The following is a 25502-nucleotide window of genomic DNA, read 5'->3' as shown; positions in this document are numbered from 1 at the left end:
GTGACAAAGATCCCGTATGTCGCGGCTCGCCGGACGTGCCCTCCGCGACCCCGCGGCACTGATCCGCCGTCAGCGGTCCGGCGCCGCGCCGGGCACTCCCCCGGGCCGGCCCCGCCGGGCGCTCCGGCGCGGCCGCGGAGGGCACGGATGTGCGTCCGACCTGCGGGAGCGTGTATGGTTGTCCACGTCAGCACGCGCCGCTAGCTCAGTTGGTTAGAGCAGCTGACTCTTAATCAGCGGGTCCGGGGTTCGAGTCCCTGGCGGCGCACAGACGGTCGAAGGCCCCTCGCGGAAGCGGGGGGCCTTCGGCGTTCCCGGGACCGGCCCGGGAACGCCGGCGCCGGGGAGTGCCGCCCCCTGTCCGCCCGTCACGGCCTGCCCGTCACGGGCCGCCGGTGACCAGGGCCCGGTGGAGTGCGGCGGACGCCGACCCGGGCGCGACGGCGCGGACGGCGAGCCAGGCCGCGGCGCCCGCCGCGCTGCCCGCCGTCCGCAGCGCGGCCCCGGGGTGGCGTCGGGCCAGCTCCGCGCGGACGGCCGCCGCGAGCGGGGTGCCGGCCGTGAGCAGTCCGCCGGCCAGCACCACCGGCCCGTCCGCGGCCGGCGGACCGACCGTCTCCAGCGTGTCGGCCAGCAGCCCGGCGGCCCGGTCCACGACGGCCTGCGCGGCGGGGTCGCCGTCCGCGGCGGCGTCGAGGACGAGCGGGGCGAGCCGGGCCAGCCGGGCGGGCGGTTCGCCGTACACCGCCGCCAGGACGGCGGCCCGCAGTCCCTCGCCGTCGCTCCGCCCGGTGAGGTGTGCGGCGGCCGCGGCGGCGGCGCCGGTGAGCGGCCGGCCCGCGTCGACGGCGTCGAGGGCCAGCCGGACGGCCTCGCGGCCGAGCCACTGGCCGGAGCCGCGGTCGCCGAGCAGCCAGCCGTGGCCGTCGGCGAGCCGGACGGGGGTGCGGTCGCGGATCAGGGCGGCGACCGCGCCGGTGCCGGCGATCAGCACGGAGCCGTCCGGGCGGGTGGTGCCGGCGGTGTGCGCGAGCGCGAGGTCGCTGGTGGTGTGCGGGGTGACGGGCAGGCCGGCGGCGGCCCGCAGCAGTTCGGGCGGGGGTGCGGTGACGAGGGCGCCGGCGAGGCCGATCACGGCGGCCGCGACGGCGGCCGGGTCGAGGCCGGCGAGGGCGGCGCGCACGGTGTCGCCGACGGCCTTCACCGCGGCGTCGAGGCCGTGGGCCACGGGGTTGGCGCCCTCCCCGCGGGCGCTGCCGTGCACGTGCCCGTGCAGGTCGGCGACGACGGCCCGGCTGCCGGTGCCGCCGGCGTCCACGCCGAGGACGAGCGGGCCGGTCATGGTGCCTCCTCGTCGTCGCGGTGACCCCACTATCGGCGCACGCCGGACGGCGGTCAACGACCGGCGGGCCCGGAGGCCGGTGGCCTCCGGACCCGCAGGACGGGGTTCCGGCCGGATCAGCCGAAGTAGGAGTCGAAGTTCTTCGAGAACTCCTGCCCGCCGAAGCGGTCCCAGTTGATCGACCAGGTCATCAGGCCGCGCAGGTTCGGCTGGGCGCCGGCCCGCGGGACGTAGCTGCCGCAGTTGGCGGCCTTGGTGAGGCAGTCGAGCGCCTTGTTCACCTCGGCCGGGGCGACGTAGCCGTTGCCGGCGTTGGTGGTGGCCGGCATGCCGATCGCGACCTGCGAGGCGGCCAGGGCGGGGAACATGTTGGCCGTGTTGCCGGCCACCGGGAAGCCCTTGAGCAGCATGTCGGTCATCGCGACGTGGAAGTCGGCGCCGCCCATCGAGTGGTACTGGTTGTCCAGGCCCATGATCGAGCCCGAGTTGTAGTCCTGGACGTGCAGCAGGGTGAGGTCGCCGCGCATCGCGTAGATGACCGGCAGGTAGGCGCCGGCGCGCGGGTCCTGCCCGCCCCAGGGGCCGGAGCCGTAGTACTGGTAGCCGAGCTGCACGAAGAAGGTCTCCGGGGCCATGGTCAGCACGAAGCCGGAGCCGTACTTGGCCTTGAGCGTCTTCAGGGCGGAGATCAGGTTGACGATCACCGGCGAGGTCGGATTCTTGAAGTCGGTGTCACCGGTGTTGAGGGACAGCGAGTGGCCCTCGAAGTCGATGTCGAGGCCGTTGAGGCCCCACCTGTCGATGATCGCGGAGACCGAGGAGACGAACGCGTCGCGGGCGGCGGTGGTGGTGAGCTGGACCTGGCCGTTCTGGCCGCCGATCGAGATCAGCACCTTCTTGCCCTGCGCCTGCTTGGCGGCGATGGCCGCCTTGAAGTCGGCGTCCGACTCGACGGTCGGGCACTCGGTGGCCGGGCAGCGGTTGAACCGGATGTCGCCCGAGGTCACCGAGGTCGGCTCGCCGAAGGAGAGGTTGATGACGTCCCAGGAGGCCGGGATGTCGGCCATGCGGGTGTAGCCGGCGCCGTTGGCGAAGCTCGCGTGCAGGTAGCCGACCAGGGCGTGCGCGGGCAGACCGCCACCGGGCGGCTGGGTCGTGGGCGGCTGCGAGGTCGGGGGCTGCGACGTGGGCGGCTGCGAGGTCGGCGGCTGGGACGTGGGCGGCTGCGTGGGCCCGCCCGGTCCGTCCAGCGAGACGTCGTCCGCGTAGTAGGTGCCCTGGCCGTACCAGCCGTGGGTGAAGACGGTGGCGCTGGTCTGGCTCGCGCCGGTGGTGAAGCTGACGGTGAGCTTCTGGTAGCTGCCGCCGGTGCCCGGGGTCCAGGTCGAGGTGCCGCCGTTGACGCCGAGGTAGACGTAGGCGCCCTTGACGTACGCGCTGAGCGTGTAGGCCGTGTTGGGCGAGACGGTGACGGTCTGGGTGCACTGGGCGTTGTCGCTCGCCGAGGCGGCGCCCGCCAGGGCGTAACTGCCGCTGTGCGCCTGACCCGTGACGACGCTGCCGGTGCCACCGGTGCAGCTCCAGGCGCCGAGGGCGCCGCTCTCGAAGCCGCCGTTGGCGAGGAACTCGCCCGCGGAGGCGGAGTTGGCGAGGCCGAAGGTCAGCGCCACGGCGCCGGCCGCGGCGACCGTCCAGGCGGTGGCGGCGGCCAGCAGGCGGCGGCCGGGCGGTGCGGCGTGGGCGGGTCCTGAGGAAGTGCGCATGTGGGGGATGCTCCTGCCGTGACGACGTGGGGGAGGTGTCCGGGACCGGTGCGGGGGGCCGGCAGGCCGTGCCGACACGGCGGAGCATCGCCGCATTGGACTGGACCATTCTTGGACTAGACCACTGAATCGAATCCACGTGCGCCTGTCAATGGAGTCGGCGCACCGTCAGGGCCCTTCGCGGTGTTCGCAGTAGGGCGGCGGGTTGCGGGCCCCCCGCGGGCGCCGAACCATGGAGAAGTGTCCGGATATCTCAGGTACCCCCACGTGCGCGGCGGGCTCGTCACGTTCACCGCCGAGGACGACGTGTGGGTGGCCCCGCTCGGCCCGGACGGCGGCACCGGGCGGGCCTGGCGGGTCACGGCCGACCGCGTCCGGGTCAGCCACCCCCGGCTCTCCCCCGACGGCCGCACCGTCGCCTGGACGAGCTGGCAGGCCCTGACCCCCGAGGTGTGGACCGCCCCGGTGGAGGGCGGCGAGGCCGTCCGGCTCACCCACTGGGGCAGCCCCGACACCCGCGTACGCGGCTGGCTGCCCACCGGCGACGTCCTGGCCGTGACCTCCTACCACGAGCCGTTCGCCCACTACACCTGGGCGTACGCACTGCCGCCGGACGGCGCCCCCGGCCGCCGGATGCCCTGGGGGCCGGTCAACGACGCACAGGTCGGCATCGACCACACCGTGCTGCTGACCGCCGCCGCCCCGCACAACCCGGCCTCCTGGAAGCGCTACCGCGGCGGCGCCACCGGGCGCCTCTGGCTCGACCACCGCGAGCTGCTGCCCGGACACGCCGGCCACCTGGCCTCCCCCATGCCGGTCGGCGAGCCCGACCGGCCGCGCGTCGCCTTCCTCTCCGACCACGAGGGCATCGGCAACCTCTACTCCTGCCGCACCGACGGCACCGACCTGCGCCGCCACACCGACCACGCCTCCTACTACGCCCGCGAGGCGGCCTCCGACGGCACCCGCGTCGTCTACCAGCACGCCGGCGACCTGTGGCTGCTGGACGGGGTCGACGCCCCCGCCCCGCGCCGCCTGGACGTGCCGCTGGGCGGGGCCCGCGCCGGCCGCCGCGCCTACCACGTGTCGGCGGCGCTCAACGTCAAGGACCTCGTCTGCGACAGCACCGGCCGGGCCGGCGTGATCAACGTGCGCGGCAGCCTCTACTGGCTCACCCACCGCGACGGCCCCGCCCGGGTGCTCGCCGACACCCCGGGGGTCCGGGCCCGGCTGCCCGTGCTGCCCGCCCACGGCGGCCACGTCGCCTGGATCACCGACGCCGAGGGCGAGGACGCCGTCGAGATCGCCCCGCTGCCCGCCCGCGGCGCCGACGGCGGCGGCCCCTCCCGCCGGATCGCGGCCGGTCGGATCGGCCGCGTCCAGGAGCTCGCCGCCGCGCCGGACGGCCACCACCTCGCCGTCGCCGCCTCGGACGGCCGCCTGCTGCTGGTCACCGCGGCGGACGGCGACGTCCGGGAGGTCGCCGTCTCCCACTACGGACCGGTCAGCAGCCCGGCGTTCTCACCCGACTCCCGCTGGCTGACCTGGTCGCAGCCGGTCGCGGGCCGCTCGCTGCGGTCGATCCGGCTCGCCCGGGTCGACTCCTCCGAGCGGATCGTCGACGTCACCGGCGGCCGCTTCGAGGACGAGCACCCCGTCTTCACCCGGGACGGCCGCTTCCTGGTCTTCCTCTCCTGGCGCGGCTTCGACCCGGTGCACGACGTGCACACCGGCGACATGTCGTTCCCGCTGGGCTGCCGCCCCTACCTCATCCCGCTCGCCGCGGACACCCCGTCGCCGTTCGCCGCACCGGTCGAGGGCCGGCCCGCGGTCGGGATCGACCCGGACGCGACCGGCGGCGACGGCACCGTCACCGTCGACCCCGAGGGGCTCACCAAGCGGCTGGTGCCCTTCCCGGTGACGGCCTCCAAGTACTCGGCGACCGCGCCGGTGCGCGGCGGGGTGCTCTGGCTGCGCTGGCCGATCTCCGGCGCCCTCGGCCAGACCTTCGCCAACCCCGCGGACACCTCCGGCCGCCCCTCGCTGGAGTACTTCGACCTCGCGCACGGCACCCGCACCACCGTGGTCGACCAGCTCGACGGCTACGCGGTCTCCGGCGACGGCGGATCGGTGCTGGTGTACTCCTCCGGGGCCCTCAAGCTGCACCCGCTGCCGGGCGGCTCCCCCGTCACCGTCGACCTGCGCCGCATCACCCACACCGTGCACCCCGGACCCGAGTGGCGGCAGGCCTACCACGAGGCCGCCCGGATCGTCCGCGACCAGTTCTGGGACGGCGACATGTGCGGCCTCGACTGGCCCGGCCTCGTGGCGCAGTACGAACCGCTGCTGGAGCGCATCGCCGGCCCCGACGACTTCGCCGACCTGCTCCGCGAACTCCTCGGCGAACTCGGCACCTCCCACGCCTACGTCACGCCCTCGCGCCGCGGCGAGGGCCCGCAGCTGCTCCAGCAGCCCCTCGGCCTGCTCGGCGCCAACACGCACCGCGCCCCGGACGGCCGCTGGCTGGTCGACCGCATCCTGCCCGGCGAGTCCTCCGACCCCCGGGCCCGCGCGCCGCTCGCCGGCTACGGCATCCAGGACGGCGACGAACTGCTCGCCGTCGACGGCCGCCCGCCCGACCCCGTCCGCGGACCCGCGCCGCTGCTGGCCGGCACCGGCGGCAGCACCGTGGAGCTCACCCTGCGCTGCCGCGGAACGGACCGGATCCGACGGATCGCCGTCACCCCGCTCACCGACGAACGGCCGGTCCGCTACCAGGACTGGGTGGTCAAGCGGCGCCGCCTCGTCCAGGAGCTCAGCGACGGCCGGTGCGGATACCTGCACATCCCGGACCTCGGCGGCTCCGGCTGGGCGCAGTTCAACCGGGACGTGCGCAGCGAGCTCGCCAAACCGGCCGTCATCCTCGACGTCCGCGGCAACGCCGGCGGCAACGTCTCCGAGCTGGTCCTGGAGAAGCTCGGCCGCCGGGTGCTCGCCTGGGACTTCACCCGCGGCCGGCACCCGGTGCGCTGGCCGCGCGACGCCCCGCGCGGCCCGGTGGTCGCCCTCGCCGACCACGCCACCAGCTCGGACGGCGACGTCATCATCGCGGCGATCAAGGTGCTCGGGCTCGGCCCGGTCGTCGGCACCCGCACGTGGGGCGGCGTGGTCGGCATGACCGGCCGGCACACGCTCGGCGACGGCACCCAGATCTCGGTGCCGAAGAACGCCTCCTGGTTCACCGGGGGCATCGGGTGGGGCGTGGAGAACCACGGCGTGGAACCGGACGTGGAGGTGCTGCGCAGCCCGCACAGCTGGGCGCTCGGCGAGCACACCGACCTCGCGGCCGCCGTCGAGCTGGCGATGGAGCTGCTGGCGGAGCAGCCCGCCGCGGCACCGCCGCCGCGCGACGTTCCCCGGCCCGACCTGCGGCGTCCGCCGCTGCCGCCCCGGTCGTGACCGGCGGGGCGGCGGCGGGCACGGCCCCGGTCCGGCCGGGAACGCCGGAGGGGCGCAGCGGCCGGTCGGCTGCTGCGCCCCTCCGGGCGCGGGTACGGCTGCGGTGATCAGTCCCAGGGGTCGCCCTCGGCGGTCATGTCGGCGGCGGCGCGGTGGTCCTCGTCGAGCTGGACGGACTGCGGTGCCGGCGACGCCTCCGGCCCGCTCCGCCCGGTCGGGTCGGTGAAGGCGTCGGCGGCCTCGTCGTGGGCGAGCGCGGCGCGCTCGCCCGGGCTCGCCGTCTCGTGCGGCTTCGCCCGGAACCTGTCGAAGATGCCCATGTCCTCCTCCTTGCGTGCGGTCCGACCTGGGCTTCCCTCACTGTCACACTACGCCGCCGGGCATGCCACCGGGGAGCGTGCCGGACCGGGCCCCGGGCCGGGCCCCGGGCCGGGCGGCTCAGCCGGAGACGCTGGCCGCGCCGGTCTCCAGGTGGCCGGTGAACCGCTGCGACCAGGTGGCGTCCGAGGAGACGGTCACCGTGAAGTCGTACCAGCCGTCGGTGTAGGCCGCGGCGTTGAAGTAGTCGGTCGCCGAGCCGCCGGCCGGCACCTGGTACGTCCAGGGGCCGTCGGTGCGGTAGTTGGTGGAGGTGACGGTGAAGGTCACCGGGGTGCTGCCGGTGTTGGCGAAGGTGAACCAGAGGGCGAGCTTGCCGGTGCCGGCGGCGGTCACGTAGGAGGTCGCGACCGACACCAGCTTGCCGGGCTTGGTGGCGTCGCCCCTGAAGCGGCGCAGGAAGCGGTTGGGGCCGACCACGCCGAGGTCGTACGCGCCGTTGCCGTAGCCGGTGCCGCAGTTGAAGAAGTCGGTCTGCCGGCCGCCCGCGTCCACCGTGTACTGCCAGGGCCCGCCGGTGCGGTGGGCGTTGGCGTAGGCGGCGAAGTGCGCGGCGGACGTGCCCTGGTTGGTCATGGAGAGCCAGACCTTCATGACCCCGCCGGAGCCGAACTCCAGGTGGTCGAGGTCGCCGCCCGGCTGGTACGGCAGGGCGCGGGCCGGTCGGGTGCCGGCCTCCTGCCGGGGCAGCGCGTTGTCGACGGGGGCCGGGTTGGGCAGCGGCCCGCAGGCGGCCATGCCGATGACCGCGTCGGTGTTCGGCAGCGCGGGCATGCCGTACACCGGGTACGCGAAGTCGAACATGCCGGTGAGGTCGCCGCAGACCTTGCGGCGCCAGGCGGAGATGTTCGGGCAGACGGCGGGCTTGCCGAGGGCCGAGGTCCAGCGCTCCAGGAAGCGCAGCACCGAGGTGTGGTCGGAGACCTCGGAGCTGACCCAGCCGCCGCGGGTCCAGGGGGATATCGCGATCAGCGGCACGCGGAAGCCGAGGCCGATGTTGGTGCCGTCGTGGAACTCGCCCGCCGTGCCGGCCGGCGCCGCGGGCGGCGGTACGTGGTCGAAGAAGCCGTCGTTCTCGTCGTAGTTGAGGAAGAGGACGGTGGAGTCGAAGACGTCCGGGTCCGCGTTGAGCGCGTCCATCACGAGGTGCACGAAGTGCGCGCCGTCGGCGGGGGTGGCGTACGGGTGCTCGGAGGAGGCCTGGTCGGCGACGATCCAGGAGACCTGCGGGAGGGTGCCGCCGAGCACGTCGGCGCGGATCGCGGCGGCGATGTCGTCGGGCGTCCTGCCGGTCTTCTTCGGCACGGAGCCCATGCCCTTGGTGGCGAGGGCGCTGCCCGCCGGGGCCTTGGCGAACCGGTCGAAGTAGGCGAGGGCGTTGTCGCCGTAGTTGTCGGCGGCGTTCTGGTAGACCTTCCAGCTGACGCCGGCCGTCTCCAGCGCCTCCGCGTACGTCTGCCAGCGCAGGCCCGACTCGTCGCCGCCGTCGTACGCCGGGCCGCCCGCGGTGCCGGCGGGGTCGATCGTGCCGGACCAGTGGTAGGTGCGGTTGGGGCCGGTCGCGCTCAGCACCGAACAGAAGTACGCGTCGTTGACGGTCCAGTTGTCGGCCAGCGCGTAGTGGAAGGGGAGGTCGGCGCGGGTCAGGTGGCCGAGGGTGCGGACGTTGCCCTTGGCGGCGACCCAGGAGTCGAGCTTGCCGCCGTTCCACGCCTTGTGCTGGTCGGACCAGGCGTGCGCGAGGTCGCCGTTGCACTGGGCGAGCCGCTCGGGGTCGGCGCCGCCGGCCGGCTTGGTCGCGCTGAACTGCCACGGGTACTGCCGGCCGCCCAGCAGGGTCGGCTGGTTGAAGACGCTGTAGCCGCCGGCGATCTGGATCGCGCTGCGGTCGGCGAAGCCCCGGACACCCTTCAGCGTGCCGAAGTAGTGGTCGAAGCTGCGGTTCTCCTGCATGAGGATCACGATGTGCCGGGCGTCGGAGATCGTGCCCGTGCTGCCGAGCCCGGCCGCGGAGGCCCGGGTGGTGCCGCCCGGGGCACCGGCCACGGCGGCCCCCGCCGCGGCGCTCGCCGACAGTGCCATGAACTTCCTACGACTGAGCTCAGCCATCGGGCCGCCGTCCCTTCGGTGATGACGCCTGGTGATGTTGTATGGACACGTTGCCCGTGGAGCGGGCCGCGGAGAATCGTCACGCAGCACCGGGCGTCATGGCCATGGCCGGGACGCAAGGTTGACGGAGTGTTCGCCGTCGCGTCGTCCGGCGACCTCGCGGTGAACGGGGATAGCGTGGTCGGCATGCGGATCGTCATCGCCGGCGGACACGGCCGGATCGCCCTGGACCTCGAACAGCTGCTCACCGACCGCGGTGACACCCCGGTCGGGCTGATCCGCCACGCCGGCCAGGCCGACGACCTGCGGCAGCGCGGCGCCGAACCCGTGGTGCTGGACCTGGAGTCGTCCGGCGTGTCCGAGGTCGCGGCCGTGCTCGGCGGTGCCGACGCCGTGGTCTTCGCGGCCGGCGCCGGGCCGGGCAGCGGCGCCGCCCGCAAGGACACCGTCGACCGGGCGGCGGCGGTGCTGCTCGCCGACGCCGCCGAGCGGGCCGGCGTGCCCCGGTACGTCATGGTGTCGTCGATGGGCGCGGACGCGGCCGCACCCGACGGAACGGACCCGGTCTTCGGCGCCTACCTGCGGGCCAAGGGTGCCGCCGACGACGATCTGCGGGCCAGGCCCGGACTGGAGTGGACGGTGCTGCGGCCCGGCAGCCTGACCGACGCGCCGCCGACCGGCCTGGTCACGCTCGCCGAGCACACCGGCCGCGGCTCGGTGCCCCGCGGCGACGTCGCCGCCGTGCTCGCCGCGCTGCTGACCGTGCCCGCCCCCGCCGCGGGCCGGACGCTGGAGCTGGTCTCCGGTCGGCAGCCGATCGCCGCGGCGCTGACCGGGTCCTGAACCGGGCCCTGAACCGGCGCCGCACCCGGCGCCGCACCCGGCCGTCCGGCCGGACCGCTCAGCCCTTCACCGCTCAGTCCTTCACCGTGATGCCCAGCGCGTGGGCGAACTGCGGGGCCAGCTCGAACAGCTGCCCCGTGCCGAGCACCGCGCCGGAGAGCCCCTGGTGGCCGTCGGGCAGGCCGAGCCGGACGGCGCCGCGCAGGTCGACGTCCGCCATCCGGGCGCCGGCGAACCGCACGCCGTCCAGCGTCGAGCCCGGGAACGACACGCCGGTCAGCTTGGCGCCGCCGAGGTCGACGTCCCGCAGCAGGCAGTCCTCGAACACGACGTCGCGCAGCACCGCGCCGCGCAGGTTCACCGACTCCAGCTTGCAGCCGCGCAGCACGGTCCGGCGCACCTGGGAGCCGTACCAGGAGATGCCGGCGAGGACCGAGCCGAGCACCACCGCGTCCTGCCACTCCGTCTCCGCGAGGTCGGCCGCCACCAGGCGGCAGCCCTGCAGCCAGACCTCGTTCCAGCGGGCCGTGCGCAGCACCGTGCCGTGCAGCTCCACGCCGGTGAAGGCGCACTCCAGGAAGCTCGCCCCGGCCGCCCCGCCCGTGGGGCCCTCGCCCTCGAAGTGCACCGTGTCGTAGCGGGCACCGCTCTGCAGGGCCCCGCGGTGCGGGGTCAGCAGGTCGGCGTACGGCAGGTCGGCGAGCTGCTCGGGAACGGCGGGCACGGCGGGCATGTCGGTGGCCGATCTGGTGCGGGCCCCGCGGGGGCGGACGGCTGGTGGGGCGTACTGGTCGGACGGAACGGCGGACGGGCGGCGCAGCCGGGCGGGCCGGCCCCCGGCCATCCTGGCAGGGCGCACCGACATCCCCGGCCGGGGCGGCCGGCGAAGGGGTCAGGCGCCGCGGCGGGCGTGCAGCGCGATGCCGACCGCCACCGCGGCCGCGGTCACCAGCCCCGCGGCGAGCACCCCCCACCGTCCCGCGGCGGTGCAGGCCAGCACCGCGAGCGCGGCGGCCGGCAGCACCGCCTGCTCGGCGCCGCGCTTCACGTGCCGGGAGTGCAGCAGCCAGACCGTGAGGAGGTAGAGCGCCGCCGGCACGGTGACGGCGGCCGTCGCGGCCGTCGCCGAGAGGTGCGCCTGGCCGACCGCGTGCTCCACCGCGACCTCCAGACCGGCGCCGATCGCCGCCGCCGAACCCAGGATCAGGTAGTGCCCGTACCCCCACAGGAACGCCTGCCGGCTGGAGCGGAGCAGGCCGTGGACCGGTACGGCGAAGTAGATCCACCAGGCGGAGAAGCAGAGCAGCACACCGCCCGCGGCGATCGGCAGGAGCGCGCCGAGCGCCTCGTGCTCGTCGAGCGCGGCCTGCACCGCCAGGGTCGCCGCCGCCACGGTCTCGCCCAGCACGATCAGCGTGAACAGCCCGTAGCGCTCCGCGATGTGGTGCGGGTGCCAGGTCGTCCGCGCGGGCAGCTCGGCCAGCACCGGCACCGCCAGCTCGGCCAGCACCCCGAGCGGCAGCACGTAGGCGTACGCGCCGTGCGGCACCAGCAGCACCAGCGCCCAGCCGATCTGGCAGACGGTGATGCCCAGCGCGTACCGCAGCGCCACCGCCCGGGCCGGCCCCGTCTCGCAGGCCGCCGCGCGCAGCCACTGCGTGACCATCGCGAACCGCATCAGCACGTAGCCGACCACGGAGAGGACGAGGTCCTGCGAGGCGAACATCCGGGGCACCCCGGCCGCCAGCACGAGCACGCCGGTGATCTGCACCAGGGTGGTGAGCCGGTACGGGACGTCGTCCACGTCGTAGGCGGAGGCGAACCAGGTGAAGTTCATCCAGGCCCACCAGATCGCGAAGAAGGCGAAGAGGTAGCGGGGCAGTCCGGTGGCGAGGTGGCCCTCCGCGACGGCGTGCGCGAGCTGCGCGCCCGCCTGGGCCACGGCGACGACGAAGCAGAGGTCGAAGAAGAGCTCCAGCGGGGTCGCGGTGCGATGTGCCTCCTCCGGCCGGCGCGGAGCCATCCGCCGGACCGGCCGGTGGTGCTGAAGGTGTGCCGGCGTGGTCGCCGCACCGGCCGGGTGCCCGGCCTCGTCGCTGGTCATGCTCCGCCTCGGGAAGGGTCGGTCCGGCATCTGCCCCGCGATCCTGGCACTCCGGCGCGCCCCGCGCACGCATCCGCCCCCGGGCCCGGCCGAGCGGCCCGGACCGGGACCGCCGCCGTCACCCCCGGTTGACGGGGCAGTGCGCGAACCGGGTGACAGGACCGCGGCTCCCGCCGCCGTACCCGGCGCGCTGCCCCGCCCGCCCGGGCCCGGCCGCTAGATTCCCTCCCGAGTGGAACGACGACACGGGCGGTCTGCGGGCAACGCGGAAGGTCAAGGCGGAGGACGGAACACGGGGGCGGTTCTCCGCTGCGCACCCGCACGCCGGCCGAACCTCGTGATCACCGCGCTGCCTGCCGGCGCGCGGCCCGGACACCCGCCACCCAGGACACCTGCTCCGGGCACCGCTCCGGGCACCGCTCCGGAACGCGCAGGGTGACCGCGTCCTCACGATTTCCGGCAGGCACCCGCCGCCGTGTAATGTTCCGCAGGTCAGCAGGCGCCGCTAGCTCAGTTGGTTAGAGCAGCTGACTCTTAATCAGCGGGTCCGGGGTTCGAGTCCCTGGCGGCGCACAGACGGTCGAAGGCCCCTCGCGGAAGCGGGGGGCCTTCGGCGTTCCCCCGCCACCACCCCGCCACCGCCCGGTCACGGCGGGGCGCAGGGGCCCGTACGGAACAGGCCGGCGGGACGTGTATTGTTCTCTTCGTCACCAAGCGCCGCTAGCTCAGTTGGTTAGAGCAGCTGACTCTTAATCAGCGGGTCCGGGGTTCGAGTCCCTGGCGGCGCACAGACGGTCGAAGGCCCCTCGCGGAAGCGGGGGGCCTTCGGCGTTCCCCCGCCACCACCCCCGCCACGGCCCGGTCACGGCGGGGCGCAGGGGACAGGGCCGGGGACGGGGGCCGGGTCAGCGGGCGAGCAGCCGGCGGAGCGAGTCCTTCGTCGCGGCCGCGAACCGTTCGCGCTGCCCGGTCTCCAGCAGGTCCAGGGACAGGTACGGGTTGAGGTCCTCCAGCTCGACGAGCAGCAGGTCGCCCTCCGGGGTGCGGCACGCGTCGACGCGCTGGATGCCGTGGTCGATGGTGTTCCAGTCGACGAAGTGCTGCGCGAAGGCCAGGTCGTCGCGGCCGGGCCGGTACGGCGCCAGCTCCCAGCGGACCTCGCGGTCGGGGGTGTGCAGCGCGTACTGGAACTCGCGGTCGACGAAGTAGAAGGACACCTCGTAGCGGAAGTCGATCCGCGGCTGGACGAGGACGCCCCCCGCGCCGCAGTGCCCGGCCAGACGTTCGGCCAGGCGTTCGGGGGCGACGAACTCCAGGCCGATCGAGTCCGCCCCCAGCATCGGCTTCACCACGTACTCCGGCGCCTCCGGCAGGCGGCCGAGGTCGGCCGCCGTGCCGACGGTCGGTATGACGGGGTGGCCCGCGGCGGAGAGGTCGAGCAGGTACTGCTTCCCGGCCATGTCCGCACGGCCGGTCAGCTCGTTGAACACCGGGGTGCTGCGGCGCAGCGCCTCGGCCCGGAAGGCGTCGTACTCCGCCTGGTAGTGCAGCACCGGGCCGCTGTTGCGGACCACGACACCGTCGAAGGAGTCCATCAGCCCGGCCGCATCCAGCGGATGGCAGAGGGCGACGGCGAAGTCGGTGCGCAGCTCCGCGGAGAGGTGGACGTCCTCGTCGCCGTACCGCCTGCCGCGGGCCGGATAGGTGAGGTCGGTCACGTACAGGATGCTCGGGCGGGCCATGGTGCTCCTCGTGCGGGCGGGTCGGGGCACCATACCCGCCGCGCCGCGGCGGGCGGGGCCCCGGGTCCGGTGGTGACCGGGCGGCCTGCCGGGCCGAAGGAGCGGTGGGAAGAAATGGGACATAAGTCCCTAACGCCTGACAAGTCGATCAGGCAGGCTGGGACGGTCCATGCCGTCAGACGCGTGAGCAACCGCTTCGGGGCTCGCAGGAAGGGTCCTCCGGTGCCCCGTACCCCACAGCAGAACGGCCGGTCCTCGCCCGCCGGAGAGCCGCCGCGACGGCGGCGGACCGGCCTGCGCCGGTGGCTGCCGACCTGGCGAATGACGCTGGCGGGCGTGGTCGCGGCCGTCGTGCTCTGCGCGGGGCTGTTCACCCTGGGCCTGACCATGGTGAAGGTGCCGGACGCCCACGCCGCCGCCATGGCGCAGAGCAACACGTGGCTCTACCAGGACGGCACGCTGATCGCCCGGACGGGCCGGACGAACCGGCAGAACGTGGCGCTCGACAGGATCTCGCCCGAGGCCCGGCACGCCGCACTGGCCGCCGAGGACCGGAACTTCTACCACGAGGGCGCCGTCAACCTGCAGGGCCTGGCCCGCGCCGCCTTCAACACGGCCACCGGGAAGAGCACCCAGGGCGGCTCCACCATCACCCAGCAGTACGTCAAGAACACCTACCTGAGCCAGAAGCAGAGCGTCACCCGCAAGGTGAAGGAACTCTTCATCGCGATCAAGGTGGACGCGACGGAGAGCAAGGACGACGTCCTCGCCGGCTACCTCAACACCTCGTACTACGGGCGCGGGGCGTACGGGATCCAGGCCGCCGCCCAGGCGTACTTCGGCATCGACGCCGACGGGCTCGACGCCGCGCAGGGCGCCTACCTCGCCGCCCTGCTGAACGCGCCGAGCGCCTACGACGTGGCCACCGCCACCCCGCAGGGCAGGCAGAACGCGACGAACCGCTGGAACTACGTGCTGGACGGCATGGTGCAGGAGGACTGGCTCTCCGCCGCCGACCGCGCCGCGATCGCCTTCCCCGAGGTGAAGGAGCCGAAGAACGCCCCCGGGCTCTCCGGCCAGGCCGGCTACCTCGTCGCCGCGGCCACCGACTACCTCACCTCGCAGCACATCCTCACCGACGCCCAGCTCGCCCAGGGCGGCTACGCGATCACCCTCACCGTGGACCCCGAGCGCGAGCGGCAGCTGCAGGCCGCCGTCCGCACCCAGCTCACCGACAACCTCGACCCGGCCGCACGGAAGAAGGACGCCGACGCGCAGGCCGGCGCCGTCTCCGTCGACCCGGGGACGGGCGCGGTGATCGCCCTGTACGGCGGCAGCGACGCCACCGAGCACTGGATCGACAACGCGACCCGGCAGGACTACCAGGCCGGCTCCACCTTCAAGGCCATCGCCCTGGCCGCCGCCCTCGACAGCGGGGCGACCACGCAGTCCGGCCGGCGGATCGGCGCCGACACCGTCTACGACGGCACCAGCGGCCGCGCCGTCCGCGGCGGCACCGGCGTGCCGTACGCCCCGCCCAACGAGGGCGGCAAGGACTACGGGCAGGTCACCCTCCAGCAGGCCACCGACTGGTCGGTGAACTCCGTGTACGCGCAGCTCGCGCAGGACACCGGCCTGGAGAACGTCCGGAAGACCGCCGTCGCCCTCGGGCTGCCCGCGGACACCCCCGGCCTCTCCGCGGTGCCCTCCATCCCGCTCGGCGCCGCCACCCCGAGCGTGCTCCAGATGGCCGGGGTGTACGCGGCGCTCGACAACGACGGCAAGCAGATCACGCCGTGGCTGGTGAAGTCGGTCGAGGTCGAGGGCGAGCAGGTGCCGCTGCCCGCGCACGGCAGCACCCAGGCCGTCAGCACCGAGGCGGCCCGCGCCACCACCGACATCCTGCAGGGCGTCGTCGGCGACCCCGGCGGCACCGGGTACCGCGCCGCCGCGCTGAACCGTCCCACCGCGGGGAAGACCGGCACCACCGACGACTCCCGGTCGGTCTGGTTCGTCGGGTACACCCCGGACCTCGTGACCGCCGTCGCCCTGTTCGGCCAGGACCCGAAGACCGGCGCCCAGGTCACGCTCGACGGCATCGGCGGCACCGGCTCCGCCGCGGGCGGCCGCTACCCCACGCAGATCTGGACGGCCTACATGAAGTCCGCGCTGGCGGGCGAGCCGGTCACGGCGTTCACCGCGCCCAAGCAGGTGCGCACCAGGCCGGTGGGGCCGGCGCCGACCGGCACCCCGTCGGGCACGCCCTCCGGCAGCCCGTCCGCCCCGGCCTCCACCGCGCCCACCGCTCCCGCCGACGGGTCCGACGGGAGCGGGCAGAGCAGCCGGCCCCGGCCCAGCCAGGGCGCGACGCCCGGCGCGGGACGGCCCGGCGGTACCGGCGGTACCGGCGGCATCCTCGGCGGAGACGGCGGGACGGGCACCGGCTCCGGGACGGGCAGCGGGACAGGCACGGGAACGGGCGGCGGCTCCGGCGGCGGCCTGCTCGGCACCGGCGGCTCAGGCGGCTCCGGATCGGGGTCCGGCACCGACACCGGGGGCGCCCGGGGCGGCGGCGGGTAGCGGGGCCCGGGGCCGCCCGGGCAGGCACGGCAGGCGCGGGAAGCACAGGGCCGGGAGATCAGCACCAAACTGCAAGATGGCGCCTTACGTAGCACGTCCGCGAACTGGCACAATGCGGCGGTGCACAGCTCTCCGCCCTCACCGCCCCGCCGCCTCACCTCCCTCGGACCGGCCCTCGCCCTGGTCTCCGCCGTCGCTTTCGGCGGCTCCGGCACGGCCGCCAAACCGCTGATCGAGGCGGGTCTCTCGCCGGTCCACGTCGTGTGGCTCCGGGTGACCGGCGCAGCCGTGGTGCTGCTGCCCCTCGCCTACCGGCACCGGGCGGCCGTGCGGCAGCGGCCCGGGCTGCTGCTCGGCTTCGGCCTCCTCGCCGTGGCGGGCGTGCAGGCCTGCTACTTCGCGGCGATCTCACGCATCCCGGTGGGCGTGGCCCTGCTGATCGAGTACCTCGGGCCGCCGCTGCTGCTGGGCTACGTCCGGTTCGTCCAGCGGCGCCCGGTCTCGCGCGGCGCCGTGATCGGCGCCGGCGTCGCCGTCACCGGCCTGGCCTGCGTCGTCGAGGTCTGGAACGGCCTGGGCTTCGACGCCGTGGGCGTGCTGTTCGCCCTCGGCGCCGCCTTCTGCCAGGTCGGGTACTTCGTGCTCGCGGACGCCGGGCGCCGCGGCGAGCGCCCGATCGACCCCATCGCGGTCAGCGCGTACGGGCTGCTCGTCGGCGCCGTCGTCCTGACCGCCGCCACCCGGCCCTGGAACGCGGACTGGAGCCTGCTCGGCGGCTCGGTGACCATGAACGGCCACCAGCTCCCCGCCCTGCTGCCCGCCGCCTGGATGGTGCTGGTCGCGACCGTCCTGGCCTATCTGACCGGCGTCGTCGCCGTCCAGCACCTGTCACCGCCGGTGGCCGGGGTGGTGGCGAACCTGGAGGCCGTCGTCGCCACTGTGCTGGCCTGGGTGCTGCTCGGCGAGCACCTCGGGACGCCCCAGCTGCTCGGCGGACTCCTCGTGCTGGCGGGCGCCTTCGCCGCCCAGACCAGCCGGCCGCCCGCCGACCGGGCCCCGGCCACCGGCCCGGCCGGAACCGCAGACCCGGTCACGGCCGCCGCTGCGGCGACCGGGAAGGCCGTCGGTGCGGGGCGGGCGGGCGGCGACGAACAGCCGGCCGACGACCGGACGGCCCGGGACCGGGCGGCCAGGTAGCCCGGACACCCCCTGCCCGGGAAGCCGCCGCTCAGGGGCTGCCCGGGCAGACGGTGCCCGGGCAGCAGCCGGTCAGCGGCCCGACCAGCCGAACCAGTCGACGTGGCCGAGCGGCCAGACGACCGCCGCCGCCGGTCCGACGACGTTCCCGACCGGTACGGCCCCGTCGCCGGGCCCCTCCCGGTGGTAGCGCGAGTCGGCCGAGTTGCTGCGGTGGTCGCCCTCCACCCACACGTAGCCCTGCGGCACCGTGACCGGCCCGAAGTCCAGCCCCGCGCAGGAGTCGTCACCGGCGTGCAGATAGGGCTCGACGACGATCTGCCCGTCGACGCGCAACTCCGTGCCCCGGCACTGGACGGTCTGCCCGCCGACCGCGATCACCCGCTTGACCAGGTAGTTGTCGTCCTTCGGCGGCAGCAGGCCGACGAAGCTCAGCACGCTGTCGACGGCACCCGGCAGCGCACCGTCGGAGGCCGTCCGCCCCGGCAGCCAGTCACCCGGGTCGCGGAAGACCACGGGCTCGCCGGGCTTCGGCTGCCAGCCGGTGAGGACGGCCAGCTTGTTGACCGCCACCCGGTCGTGCACCCGCAGCGTGTTCTCCATCGAGCCGGACGGGATGGTGAAGACCTGGAACAGGCAGGTCTTCACGACCAGTGCCACCAGCAGGCCGACGGCGGCCATCACCGGGAGTTCCGTCCACCACGGCCACCGGCGCCGTCCGCCGCGGCGGGCGGCGCCGCGGGCAGCACCCTCGCCCTCGCCCTCGTCCCCGGCCGGGGCCGGGGTTTCGGCCTCGGGGCGCCGCGGTCCGGCGATCCGCAGCAGTCGGGCGCGGAGGCCGCCGGGGGGCGGGTCCGAGGGCGTGGCGGAGGACACCGCGCCGACCGGGGTGCCGGTGGCGGTCGCACCGGCGGCGACGGCCCCCTCGGCCGGCCCGCTGCCGTGTCCGCTGCCGCGCTCGGGACCGGCGGCGGTGCCGGCACCCGCGTCCGCGCCCGGGGTGCTCACGTACCTGGTCATCTGCGCTGCCACTCCTCGCGCCACCGCGGCGCGGCCACCGGCCACGACGGCCCACCGGCAGCGCCCCGCCGGTGGGTCGAATATCGCCGGTCGAAGAACGACAGCACGCTAGCGCCGCCCTGCGGCGGTGGCGAATCCCGCTTCCACGGGCCCGCCGCCGGCGCCCGGTACCGGTGTCCGGTCCCGGCCGCCCCGCCACGGGTTCCCTGCCGCGGCATCGCTGCCGCAGCGCCTCCGCCGCGGATCAGGCCCGCGCGATGGCTTCGTGGTGACGGATCACCTCGGCGATGATGAAGTTCAGGAACTTCTCCGCGAAGACCGGGTCGAGATGGGCTCCGGCGGCGAGTTCGCGGAGCCGCTTGATCTGGTCGCGCTCACGGGCCTGGTCCGCGGCGGGCAGCTTGTGGGCCGCCTTGAGGCGGCCGACCTTCTGCGTGGCCTTGAAACGCTCGGCCAGCATGTGGACCACGGCCGCATCGATGTTGTCGATGCTCTCGCGCAGGCTGGTCAGCTCGGCCAGTACGGCGTCCGCGATCTTCCCCGTCGCGTCGACGGTGGGGTCGATGGGCTGATCGGTCATCGGATGATCGCTCCGGGTCTCGCGGGCTGGACATGCCCGAACGGCCGGTGACCGGCGCGGGCCCCGGCAAATCTAACAGGGGCCGCCCCGGGAAACCCCACCCTCCGGACCCCTGGTCCAGCATCCGGACAGCCGCCGCGCGCCCGGTGCGGCCGATCGCCCGAGCAGGGCCCGATCTGGCCGTAGGCTGGGCCCGGCACCACCCGGACCTGACGGTCCACCAGTTCCCGAGCCCAGGAGGTACCTGACCGTGGCAACCACCCGCACCGCGACCACCGCGTGGGAAGGCAATCTGCTCGACGGCAAGGGCGTGGTGACCTTCGCCTCGTCCGGCATCGGCGAGTTCCCGGTCTCCTGGCCCGCCCGCGCCGAGACGCCCAACGGGAAGACCAGCCCCGAGGAGCTGATCGCCGCCGCCCACTCGGCCTGCTTCTCCATGGCCCTCTCGCACGGCCTGGCCGGCGCGGGCACCCCGCCCACCAAGCTGGACACCCAGGCGGACGTCACCTTCCAGCCCGGCACCGGCATCACCGGCATCCACCTCACCGTCACCGGTGAGGTGCCCGGCCTGGACGAGGACGGCTTCACCAAGGCCGCCGAGAACGCCAAGGCCAACTGCCCCGTCAGCCAGGCCCTCACCGGTACGACGATCACCCTGACCGCCAAGCTCGCGTAGGCACCCGGCCGTCGGCCGGCCCGGGTCTCCGCAGGTCCGGCGGCATCCCGCCGACCGGCCCGGCCCGGGCCCCGACCGACGACGCGCCGTACGCGCGCCCTCCGCGCCCCCGCTTCCGCCACCCCGCGGGACCGGGGGCGCGGGTGCGTCCGGGGCGCGGAGTCCCACCCTTCGTCAGAAACCCGGCGAATCGCCCTCGCAGCAGTCGCTTCAGCTTCCGTGCGCCGCCTATGATCGGCGGCGACGGCCCGGCCCCGAGGGGTTCGATCGACCGCGGGCGCGGACCGCCGAAAACACGGACCACTGCAGCACGGGCAACCGTCCGGATCTCAGTGGGAGCAGCGGACGGGAGCATGCCGTGCCGGGCCGAAACGAGGGGGTCGACGCACACCACTCGGTCGTGCGGTACGAGGAGCTGCACCGGGAACGACCGGGGCGCCCGGAGCCGGCGCACGCGCCCCCGCCCCACCCCGACCAGCGCCACACCGATCAGCGCCGCGCCGATCAGCCGCGGTCGGAGCTCCACCGGGCCGATCAGGGCCGGGCCGCGCAGCCGCGCGCCGCCGACGCCCCGCACGGTGCCGCCGACAGCCCGCACGGCGAGGAGCCGCAGCCCGTCTGTCCCACCTGTTCCGGCCCGTTCGGCGGCGGGGGAAGCGGGAGGAGCGGCGGCGGGAACGGCAGCGACGGTGGCAGCGAGCACCTCCTCGCCGCGCTGCGGGCCAGCGAATCACGCTTCCGGGCCGTGTTCGCCGACGCCGGGATCGGCATGGCCCTGATCGACCCCGAGGACCGGATCATCGAGGTGAACCCGGCCTTCGCCGCCATGGTCGGGTGCGAGCCCTCCGAGCTGGGCCGCACGCACATCCACGACATCATCGACCCCGAGGACACCCCGCAGCGCCTCTACCGCGAACTGGTGGACGGCAGACGCGACCGGATCAAGGTCGAGAAGCGGCTCAAGCACCGCGACGGCCGGTCGGTGTGGAGCAAGGTGACCATCTCCCTGATCAGGGACAGCACCGGGCAGCCCCTCTACACGCTCGCGATGGTCGAGGACGTCACCGAGCAGCGGCTGCTCGGCGACCGGCTCGCCTACCAGGCGCTGCACGACCCGCTGACGCGACTGCCCAACCGGACCCTCTTCTTCGAGCGTCTCGAAGCCGCGTTCCTCCCGGCCCGTCCCGCTGCGGACCGGTCCCGGTCGGCCCGCACGTCCACGTCGGCACCGGGCTCCCTCCCGGCATCCGTACCGCCGTCGGTGAGCAGGTCCGTTCCTGCCTCCGCACCCCCCGCCGTGCCGCCGGCCCTGCCCGTCGGGGCGCCTCCCGCGGTGCCCGGGGGCCTGCCGGCCGGCACGGCGGCACCGGCGGGCGGCGGTGCCGGGCGGACGGCGCACGGCGCAGCGGGCCGGACGGACTTCACCGGTGCGGTGACCGGCGGCTCGACCCGGGCGGGGGCGCTCCGTCCGGCGCGCACGGGCGCAGCGGACAGGTCCACCGGCACGTCGGCGGGCGGCCCCGGGCGCGCGGCCCCGGAGCACGGGCAGCAGCAGCGGATCGGGCTCTGCTACCTCGACCTCGACTGCTTCGCCGCGATCAACGAGACCCTGGGCCACCACATCGGGGACCGGCTGCTGGTCGCCGTGGCCGCCCGCCTGGAGAACGGTTTCGCCCGCGGCGACCGCCAGCTGGTGGCCAGGCTCGGCGGGGACGAGTTCGCCGTGCTGGTCACCGACAGCGAGGGCTCGGCGCAGCTCACGAGCCTGGCCGACCGCCTGCTCGGTGCGCTGGAGCGGCCGTTCGAGATCGCCGGGCACCGGCTCGTGGTCACGGCGTCGGTCGGCGTCGTGGAGCGGCCGGTCGAGGGCACCTCGCCGACCGACCTCCTCAAGGACGCGGACTCCACGCTCTACTGGTCGAAGGCCGACGGCCGGGCACGCTGGACGCTGTACGACCCGGCGCGCGGCGCCCACCAGCTGACCCGGCAGCTGCTCTCCACCGCGCTCCGGCCGGCGCTCGAACGCGGCGAGTTCACCGTCGAGTACCAGCCGCTCGTCGGGCTGTCGGACGGCCTCGTGCACGGCGCCGAGGCGCTGGTCCGCTGGCGTCACCCGCGCTTCGGCACGCTGTCGCCCGACCGCTTCATCCCGCTCGCGGAGGAGACCGGGGCGATCGTGCCGCTGGGCAAGTGGGTGCTGGAGGAGTCGTGCCGTCAGGCCCGCCACTGGCTGGCGGAGTTCCCCGACGCCGACACGTTCGTCAGCGTCAACCTCGCCGCACGCCAGATCTGGGACTCCGACGTCGTCGCCGACGTCGCCGAGGTGCTCCGGCGTACCGGGCTGCCCGCCGGGCTCCTCCAGCTGGAGATCACCGAGAGCGCCCTGCTCGGCCCCGGCGGACGCCCGCTGCAGGCCCTGCAGGCGCTCGCCGACATGGGCATCCGGATCGCCATCGACGACTTCGGCACCGGCTACTCCAACCTCGCCTACCTCTCCCGGCTCCCCGTCCACGTGCTGAAGCTCGACGGCACCTTCGTCGAGGGCTTCCGCGACGCGGGGGCCGTCGGCAGCCGTGCCGACGGCGGCCGGCCGGCCGCCGGGGAGGCCGACGGCCTGCGTGCACGCCGCACCGAGGCGGACGAGCAGATCGTCGGCGCGATGGTGCAGCTCGCCCACGCCCTGGGGCTCACCGTCACGGCCGAGGGCATCGAGAACGCGGCCCAGGCCGAACGCCTCCGCCTCACCGGCTGCGACACCGCGCAGGGCTGGTACTTCGCCAAGCCCGGCGCGGCGGACCTGGTGGCCGCGATGCTCCGCGAGAACCGCTCGCGGTGATCACGCCTGCGGCGGCGGGGCGGGGAAGGCGGGGCGGGCGGGGTGCGGCCCCGCATCGACCCCCCGCACCGCCCCGCCCGGCACTCGCGGTGCGGGGCGGGGCGGTGCCGAGGACGGCTCGGGACGGACTCAGACCACCGGTCCGGCGGCCGCGGGGCCGTCGGCGGTGAGCCCGTAGGCGTCCGCGATCATCCGGTAGGAACGGTGGCGTGCCGCGTGGCCGTGGATGTGCGACGTCACCATCAACTCGTCCGCGCCGACCCGCTTGCGCAGTGCCTCCAGGCCGTCCGCCACGTCCCCCGGGGCGCCGAGCACCACGTTGCCCAGCCAGGTGGCGAGGAAGTCCGCCTCCGCCTCGGTGTAGGGGTGGGCGGCGGCCTCGTCCGGGGTCGGGATCGGGCCGGGCCGTCCCTGCCGGAGCCGCAGCATGGCGAGCCCCGCCGAACGGGACAGCCACAGCGCCGTGGCCTCGTCGTCGGCGGCCACCGCGCTCACACCGATCAGCGCGTACGGCTCCGAGAGCACCTCGGAGGGCTGGAACGAGCTCCGGTACAGGTCGAGGGCGGGCTCCGTGTTGGCGGCGCTGAAGTGGTGGGCGAAGGCGAAGGGCAGGCCGAGCCGGCCCGCGAGCCGGGCACTGAAACCGGACGATCCGAGCAGCCAGACCGGTGGCCGCTCCGGCCCCTGGGGCACGGCCGTCAGCCGTGCGTACGGGTGGCCGGCGGGGAAGTCCGCGTCGAGGAAGTGGGTCAGTTCGGACAGCAGCTGCGGGAAGTCGTCCGCACCGTCCGCGAGGCCGCGCCGCAGGGCCCGGGCGGTGGCCTGGTCCGTGCCCGGGGCGCGGCCCAGGCCGAGGTCGATCCGCCCCGGGTGGAGTGCCTCCAGCAGCCCGAACTGCTCGGCGATCGCCAGCGGCGCGTGGTTGGGCAGCATGACGCCCCCCGAACCCAGCCGGAGGGTCGTGGTGTGCGCGCCGAGGTGCGCCAGGAGCACCGCCGGGGTGGAGCTGGCCACCCCCGGCATCCCGTGGTGCTCGGCGACCCAGAAGCGGTGGTAGCCCCACTCCTCCGCGCCGCGGGCGAGGTCGGTCGTGGCGGCGAGCGCCTCGGCCGGGGTGTGGCCGGCGCCGACCGTGGCGAGGTCGAGGATGGAGAGCGGGGCGGGCGCGGACCCCCGGGCCCGGCCCCGGACGGCGTCCTCCGACCGGCCTGCGTCCTCGGATGGGGTGGCCTGCGCCCCGCTGGTCCCGCTCGGCCGCTGGTCCTCGCTGCTCATGCCGCCCGTCCTCCCGATCTCCGCGATGTGTCTGCGATGCCGCTGCACCGGCGCCACCGCGTGACCGGTGGACAGTGGGACAACAACCCCGGACCGGCCGCGGGTGTTCCCGGCCGCCCGGCCCGGGCACGCCCCGGGCCCTGCACCGGCCACCGGGGCGGGGGCTGGCCGCGCGCCGGCCCGCCTGCCCGGGCGGGCCCGGCCGGTGCCCGCCTGACCTGGACCGCAGGGCGCTGGCGACTTCATGCCAGCGCCGGAAGTCGCCAGTACCTGAGGTCGCGTCAGAGGATCGGATCGGGCAAAGTTACTCACCAGTGCGGTGCATGTGCGACCGCGCTCCTGACGAAGACAGCCGGGCTGGACCAGCGCCGCGCCGTCTGTACGAGCCCCCGGAACGGCACCCCGTTCCGGGGGCTCGTGCCGTGTCGGGACAGGTCCGCGCGCGGGCGGCATCCGGGCGGCCCGCTTCCCCGGGGCCGAGCACTCCGCCCGGCCCGATGTGCATCCCCGCCGGCCGGTGGCCGCGCCCGCGATCACGCCCGCGCCAGGCAGCGCAGGACCGCGCCCGACCGCGATGGCCCGCGATGGCCCGCGATGGCCGTGCCGGTCCGGCGGCGCGGGATGGTTCCGGCCAGGGCTGTGAAGCTCGGCACAGGGGGTGCTTCACGGCATGAAAGGTCGAGTCGCTAGCGTTACTCCTTGCAGCACTGCTCTCCCCCGGGCGGTCTGGAGGGAGCTCGACCTTGGACGCCGCAGCCGTCATCGGCCCGACATGGATCTGCGCGCTGGCGCTGTGCGCCGTGCTCGGTGACGCCTTCCTACCCTTCCTGCCCAGCGGCACACTGGTGATCCTCGCGGTTCTGCGAACGTCCGAGGTCGACGGTGCTCCGCTGCTGCTCGGCGCCGGCGTGGCCGTCGCCTCCTTCCTCGGCGACCTGCTGCTCCTGCAGCTGGCCCGTCGCGGGGCTCCCGCGGTGCGGCGCCGGCTCGCCAGCCGGCCTGGCCTGGCCACCACCGTGGAACGCGTGCAGGAGGGCCTCGCGCAGCGGACCAGCCGGGCCGCGGCCGTCATCGTCATCGTGGCGCGGTTCGTGCCCGCCGGGCGCACCATCCTGGATCTCGCGGTCGGGCACTCGCGGGACTCCTCCCGGCTCTTCCTGCGGTGGTCCGCCCTGGCGGCCGTGATCTGGGCGACGTACATCGTGAGCCTCGGGTGGCTGAACAGCCACTGGTTCGACACCGCCTGGCTGAGCCTCGCGGTCTCCTGCGCGGCGGCGACCCTCATCAGCACCTCGATCGCCCGGCTGATCAGGCGCCGGCGCCGGACCGCCGTCGCCTGCTGACCCGACGGTGCGCGGACGTCGCACCGGGCGTCCGCCCGACCCGGCGACCCGCAGGCCGGGCGGTCGAAGCCCGTCCTGTCTCAGGACGGCAACAGTCGGCCGGAACGGGAGCCGTCACGGGCCTCCCCGCGTGATGGGTAGCGGTGGCATTCGGCGCCCCGGCACTCCCGCGGCGCCTGCCATCCTTGAACAGCACACATGATCGATCGCCCGATGATGTCGGCGCGCCCGGACGGCCACGCGGAGCCAGGGTGC

Annotated in this window: 17 protein-coding genes and 3 tRNA genes; 10 read left to right on the top strand and 10 right to left on the bottom strand. The window is 75.1% G+C overall.

Annotation, left to right across the window (positions count from 1 at the left end):
- The first annotated feature begins 194 nt into the window (after positions 1 to 194).
- A tRNA-Lys gene (locus SNE206_RS14620) sits at positions 195 to 268 on the top strand.
- Positions 269 to 382: 114 nt separating this feature from the next.
- Here the strand turns inward: SNE206_RS14620 and SNE206_RS14615 are convergent.
- Positions 383 to 1342: an N-acetylglucosamine kinase gene (locus SNE206_RS14615; RefSeq protein WP_407913749.1), complete on the bottom strand. Its 960-nt coding sequence runs from the start codon at positions 1340 to 1342 to the stop codon at positions 383 to 385.
- A gap of 116 nt (positions 1343 to 1458) precedes the next feature.
- On the bottom strand, positions 1459 to 3105 hold the full coding sequence (locus SNE206_RS14610) for a chitinase (protein ID WP_407913748.1): 1647 nt from the start codon (positions 3103 to 3105) through the stop codon (positions 1459 to 1461).
- A gap of 240 nt (positions 3106 to 3345) precedes the next feature.
- Here SNE206_RS14610 and SNE206_RS14605 point away from each other — a divergent pair, with 240 nt between their 5' ends.
- Positions 3346 to 6564, top strand: coding sequence for a S41 family peptidase (locus SNE206_RS14605; RefSeq protein ID WP_407913747.1), 3219 nt, complete (start codon positions 3346 to 3348; stop codon positions 6562 to 6564).
- A gap of 107 nt (positions 6565 to 6671) precedes the next feature.
- Here SNE206_RS14605 and SNE206_RS14600 read toward each other — a convergent pair whose 3' ends face one another.
- Positions 6672 to 6884 (bottom strand): hypothetical protein, encoded by a 213-nt coding sequence (locus SNE206_RS14600; RefSeq protein ID WP_407913746.1) that lies wholly within the window; start codon positions 6882 to 6884, stop codon positions 6672 to 6674.
- Positions 6885 to 7002: 118 nt separating this feature from the next.
- Entirely contained in the window at positions 7003 to 9051 is a 2049-nt protein-coding gene (locus SNE206_RS14595; RefSeq protein ID WP_407913745.1) for a phosphocholine-specific phospholipase C, read from the bottom strand.
- A gap of 186 nt (positions 9052 to 9237) precedes the next feature.
- On the opposite strand from SNE206_RS14595, the gene SNE206_RS14590 reads away from it, so the two are divergent.
- Positions 9238 to 9894: an NAD(P)H-binding protein gene (locus SNE206_RS14590; RefSeq protein WP_407913774.1), complete on the top strand. Its 657-nt coding sequence runs from the start codon at positions 9238 to 9240 to the stop codon at positions 9892 to 9894.
- Between the two features lie 73 nt (positions 9895 to 9967).
- Here SNE206_RS14590 and SNE206_RS14585 read toward each other — a convergent pair whose 3' ends face one another.
- Both SNE206_RS14585 and SNE206_RS14580 read right to left on the bottom strand, forming a co-directional pair.
- Positions 9968 to 10753 (bottom strand): pentapeptide repeat-containing protein, encoded by a 786-nt coding sequence (locus SNE206_RS14585; RefSeq protein WP_407913744.1) that lies wholly within the window; start codon positions 10751 to 10753, stop codon positions 9968 to 9970.
- 33 nt (positions 10754 to 10786) lie between these two features.
- On the bottom strand, positions 10787 to 11998 hold the full coding sequence (locus SNE206_RS14580; RefSeq protein WP_407913743.1) for a low temperature requirement protein A: 1212 nt from the start codon (positions 11996 to 11998) through the stop codon (positions 10787 to 10789).
- A 499-nt stretch (positions 11999 to 12497) separates the two neighbouring features.
- Between SNE206_RS14580 and SNE206_RS14575 the strand changes: the two genes are divergently transcribed.
- Positions 12498 to 12571 (top strand) — tRNA-Lys (locus SNE206_RS14575).
- Between the two features lie 141 nt (positions 12572 to 12712).
- Positions 12713 to 12786: transfer RNA gene (locus SNE206_RS14570), tRNA-Lys, on the top strand.
- Between the two features lie 117 nt (positions 12787 to 12903).
- Here SNE206_RS14570 and SNE206_RS14565 read toward each other — a convergent pair.
- Positions 12904 to 13740: a hypothetical protein gene (locus tag SNE206_RS14565; RefSeq protein WP_407913742.1), complete on the bottom strand. Its 837-nt coding sequence runs from the start codon at positions 13738 to 13740 to the stop codon at positions 12904 to 12906.
- Between the two features lie 222 nt (positions 13741 to 13962).
- Here SNE206_RS14565 and SNE206_RS14560 point away from each other — a divergent pair, with 222 nt between their 5' ends.
- On the top strand, positions 13963 to 16320 hold the full coding sequence (locus tag SNE206_RS14560) for a transglycosylase domain-containing protein (protein ID WP_407913741.1): 2358 nt from the start codon (positions 13963 to 13965) through the stop codon (positions 16318 to 16320).
- Positions 16321 to 16440: 120 nt separating this feature from the next.
- Positions 16441 to 17517 (top strand): EamA family transporter, encoded by a 1077-nt coding sequence (locus SNE206_RS14555; protein WP_407913740.1) that lies wholly within the window; start codon positions 16441 to 16443, stop codon positions 17515 to 17517.
- Positions 17518 to 17589: 72 nt separating this feature from the next.
- Here the strand turns inward: SNE206_RS14555 and lepB are convergent, their stop codons facing one another.
- Entirely contained in the window at positions 17590 to 18537 is a 948-nt protein-coding gene (gene lepB, locus SNE206_RS14550; protein ID WP_407913739.1) for a signal peptidase I, read from the bottom strand.
- Between the two features lie 244 nt (positions 18538 to 18781).
- Complete coding sequence (locus SNE206_RS14545) at positions 18782 to 19117, bottom strand: chorismate mutase (protein ID WP_405013195.1); 336 nt, start codon at positions 19115 to 19117, stop codon at positions 18782 to 18784.
- Positions 19118 to 19367: 250 nt separating this feature from the next.
- On the opposite strand from SNE206_RS14545, the gene SNE206_RS14540 reads away from it, so the two are divergent.
- On the top strand, positions 19368 to 19793 hold the full coding sequence (locus SNE206_RS14540) for an OsmC family protein (RefSeq protein WP_407913738.1): 426 nt from the start codon (positions 19368 to 19370) through the stop codon (positions 19791 to 19793).
- A 358-nt stretch (positions 19794 to 20151) separates the two neighbouring features.
- Positions 20152 to 22629 carry a putative bifunctional diguanylate cyclase/phosphodiesterase gene (locus SNE206_RS14535; RefSeq protein ID WP_407913737.1) on the top strand — a complete coding sequence of 826 codons (2478 nt, stop codon included), beginning with the start codon at positions 20152 to 20154 and terminating at the stop codon, positions 22627 to 22629.
- A gap of 129 nt (positions 22630 to 22758) precedes the next feature.
- Here SNE206_RS14535 and SNE206_RS14530 read toward each other — a convergent pair whose 3' ends face one another.
- On the bottom strand, positions 22759 to 23904 hold the full coding sequence (locus tag SNE206_RS14530) for an LLM class flavin-dependent oxidoreductase (RefSeq protein WP_407913736.1): 1146 nt from the start codon (positions 23902 to 23904) through the stop codon (positions 22759 to 22761).
- A gap of 743 nt (positions 23905 to 24647) precedes the next feature.
- Here SNE206_RS14530 and SNE206_RS14525 point away from each other — a divergent pair.
- Positions 24648 to 25247 (top strand): DedA family protein, encoded by a 600-nt coding sequence (locus SNE206_RS14525; RefSeq protein ID WP_407913735.1) that lies wholly within the window; start codon positions 24648 to 24650, stop codon positions 25245 to 25247.
- The last annotated feature ends 255 nt before the right edge of the window (positions 25248 to 25502 follow it).

This window comes from Kitasatospora sp. NE20-6, assembly GCF_045862635.1.
Note: the sequence above shows the minus strand (reverse complement) of the source record. Positions and strands in the feature narration are given on the sequence as shown.

What these genes read in the sequence shown, in the direction of transcription:
- SNE206_RS14615 (WP_407913749.1), bottom strand. Translation starts at nt 1,342, where the DNA reads ATGACCGGCCCGCTCGTCCTCGGCGTGGACGCCGGCGGCACCGGCAGC.
- SNE206_RS14595 (WP_407913745.1), bottom strand. Translation starts at nt 9,051, where the DNA reads ATGGCTGAGCTCAGTCGTAGGAAGTTCATGGCACTGTCGGCGAGCGCC.
- SNE206_RS14530 (WP_407913736.1), bottom strand. Translation starts at nt 23,904, where the DNA reads ATGAGCAGCGAGGACCAGCGGCCGAGCGGGACCAGCGGGGCGCAGGCC.
- SNE206_RS14610 (WP_407913748.1), bottom strand. Translation starts at nt 3,105, where the DNA reads ATGCGCACTTCCTCAGGACCCGCCCACGCCGCACCGCCCGGCCGCCGC.
- lepB (WP_407913739.1), bottom strand. Translation starts at nt 18,537, where the DNA reads ATGACCAGGTACGTGAGCACCCCGGGCGCGGACGCGGGTGCCGGCACC.
- SNE206_RS14545 (WP_405013195.1), bottom strand. Translation starts at nt 19,117, where the DNA reads ATGACCGATCAGCCCATCGACCCCACCGTCGACGCGACGGGGAAGATC.
- SNE206_RS14565 (WP_407913742.1), bottom strand. Translation starts at nt 13,740, where the DNA reads ATGGCCCGCCCGAGCATCCTGTACGTGACCGACCTCACCTATCCGGCC.
- SNE206_RS14590 (WP_407913774.1), top strand. Translation starts at nt 9,238, where the DNA reads ATGCGGATCGTCATCGCCGGCGGACACGGCCGGATCGCCCTGGACCTC.
- SNE206_RS14600 (WP_407913746.1), bottom strand. Translation starts at nt 6,884, where the DNA reads ATGGGCATCTTCGACAGGTTCCGGGCGAAGCCGCACGAGACGGCGAGC.
- SNE206_RS14580 (WP_407913743.1), bottom strand. Translation starts at nt 11,998, where the DNA reads ATGACCAGCGACGAGGCCGGGCACCCGGCCGGTGCGGCGACCACGCCG.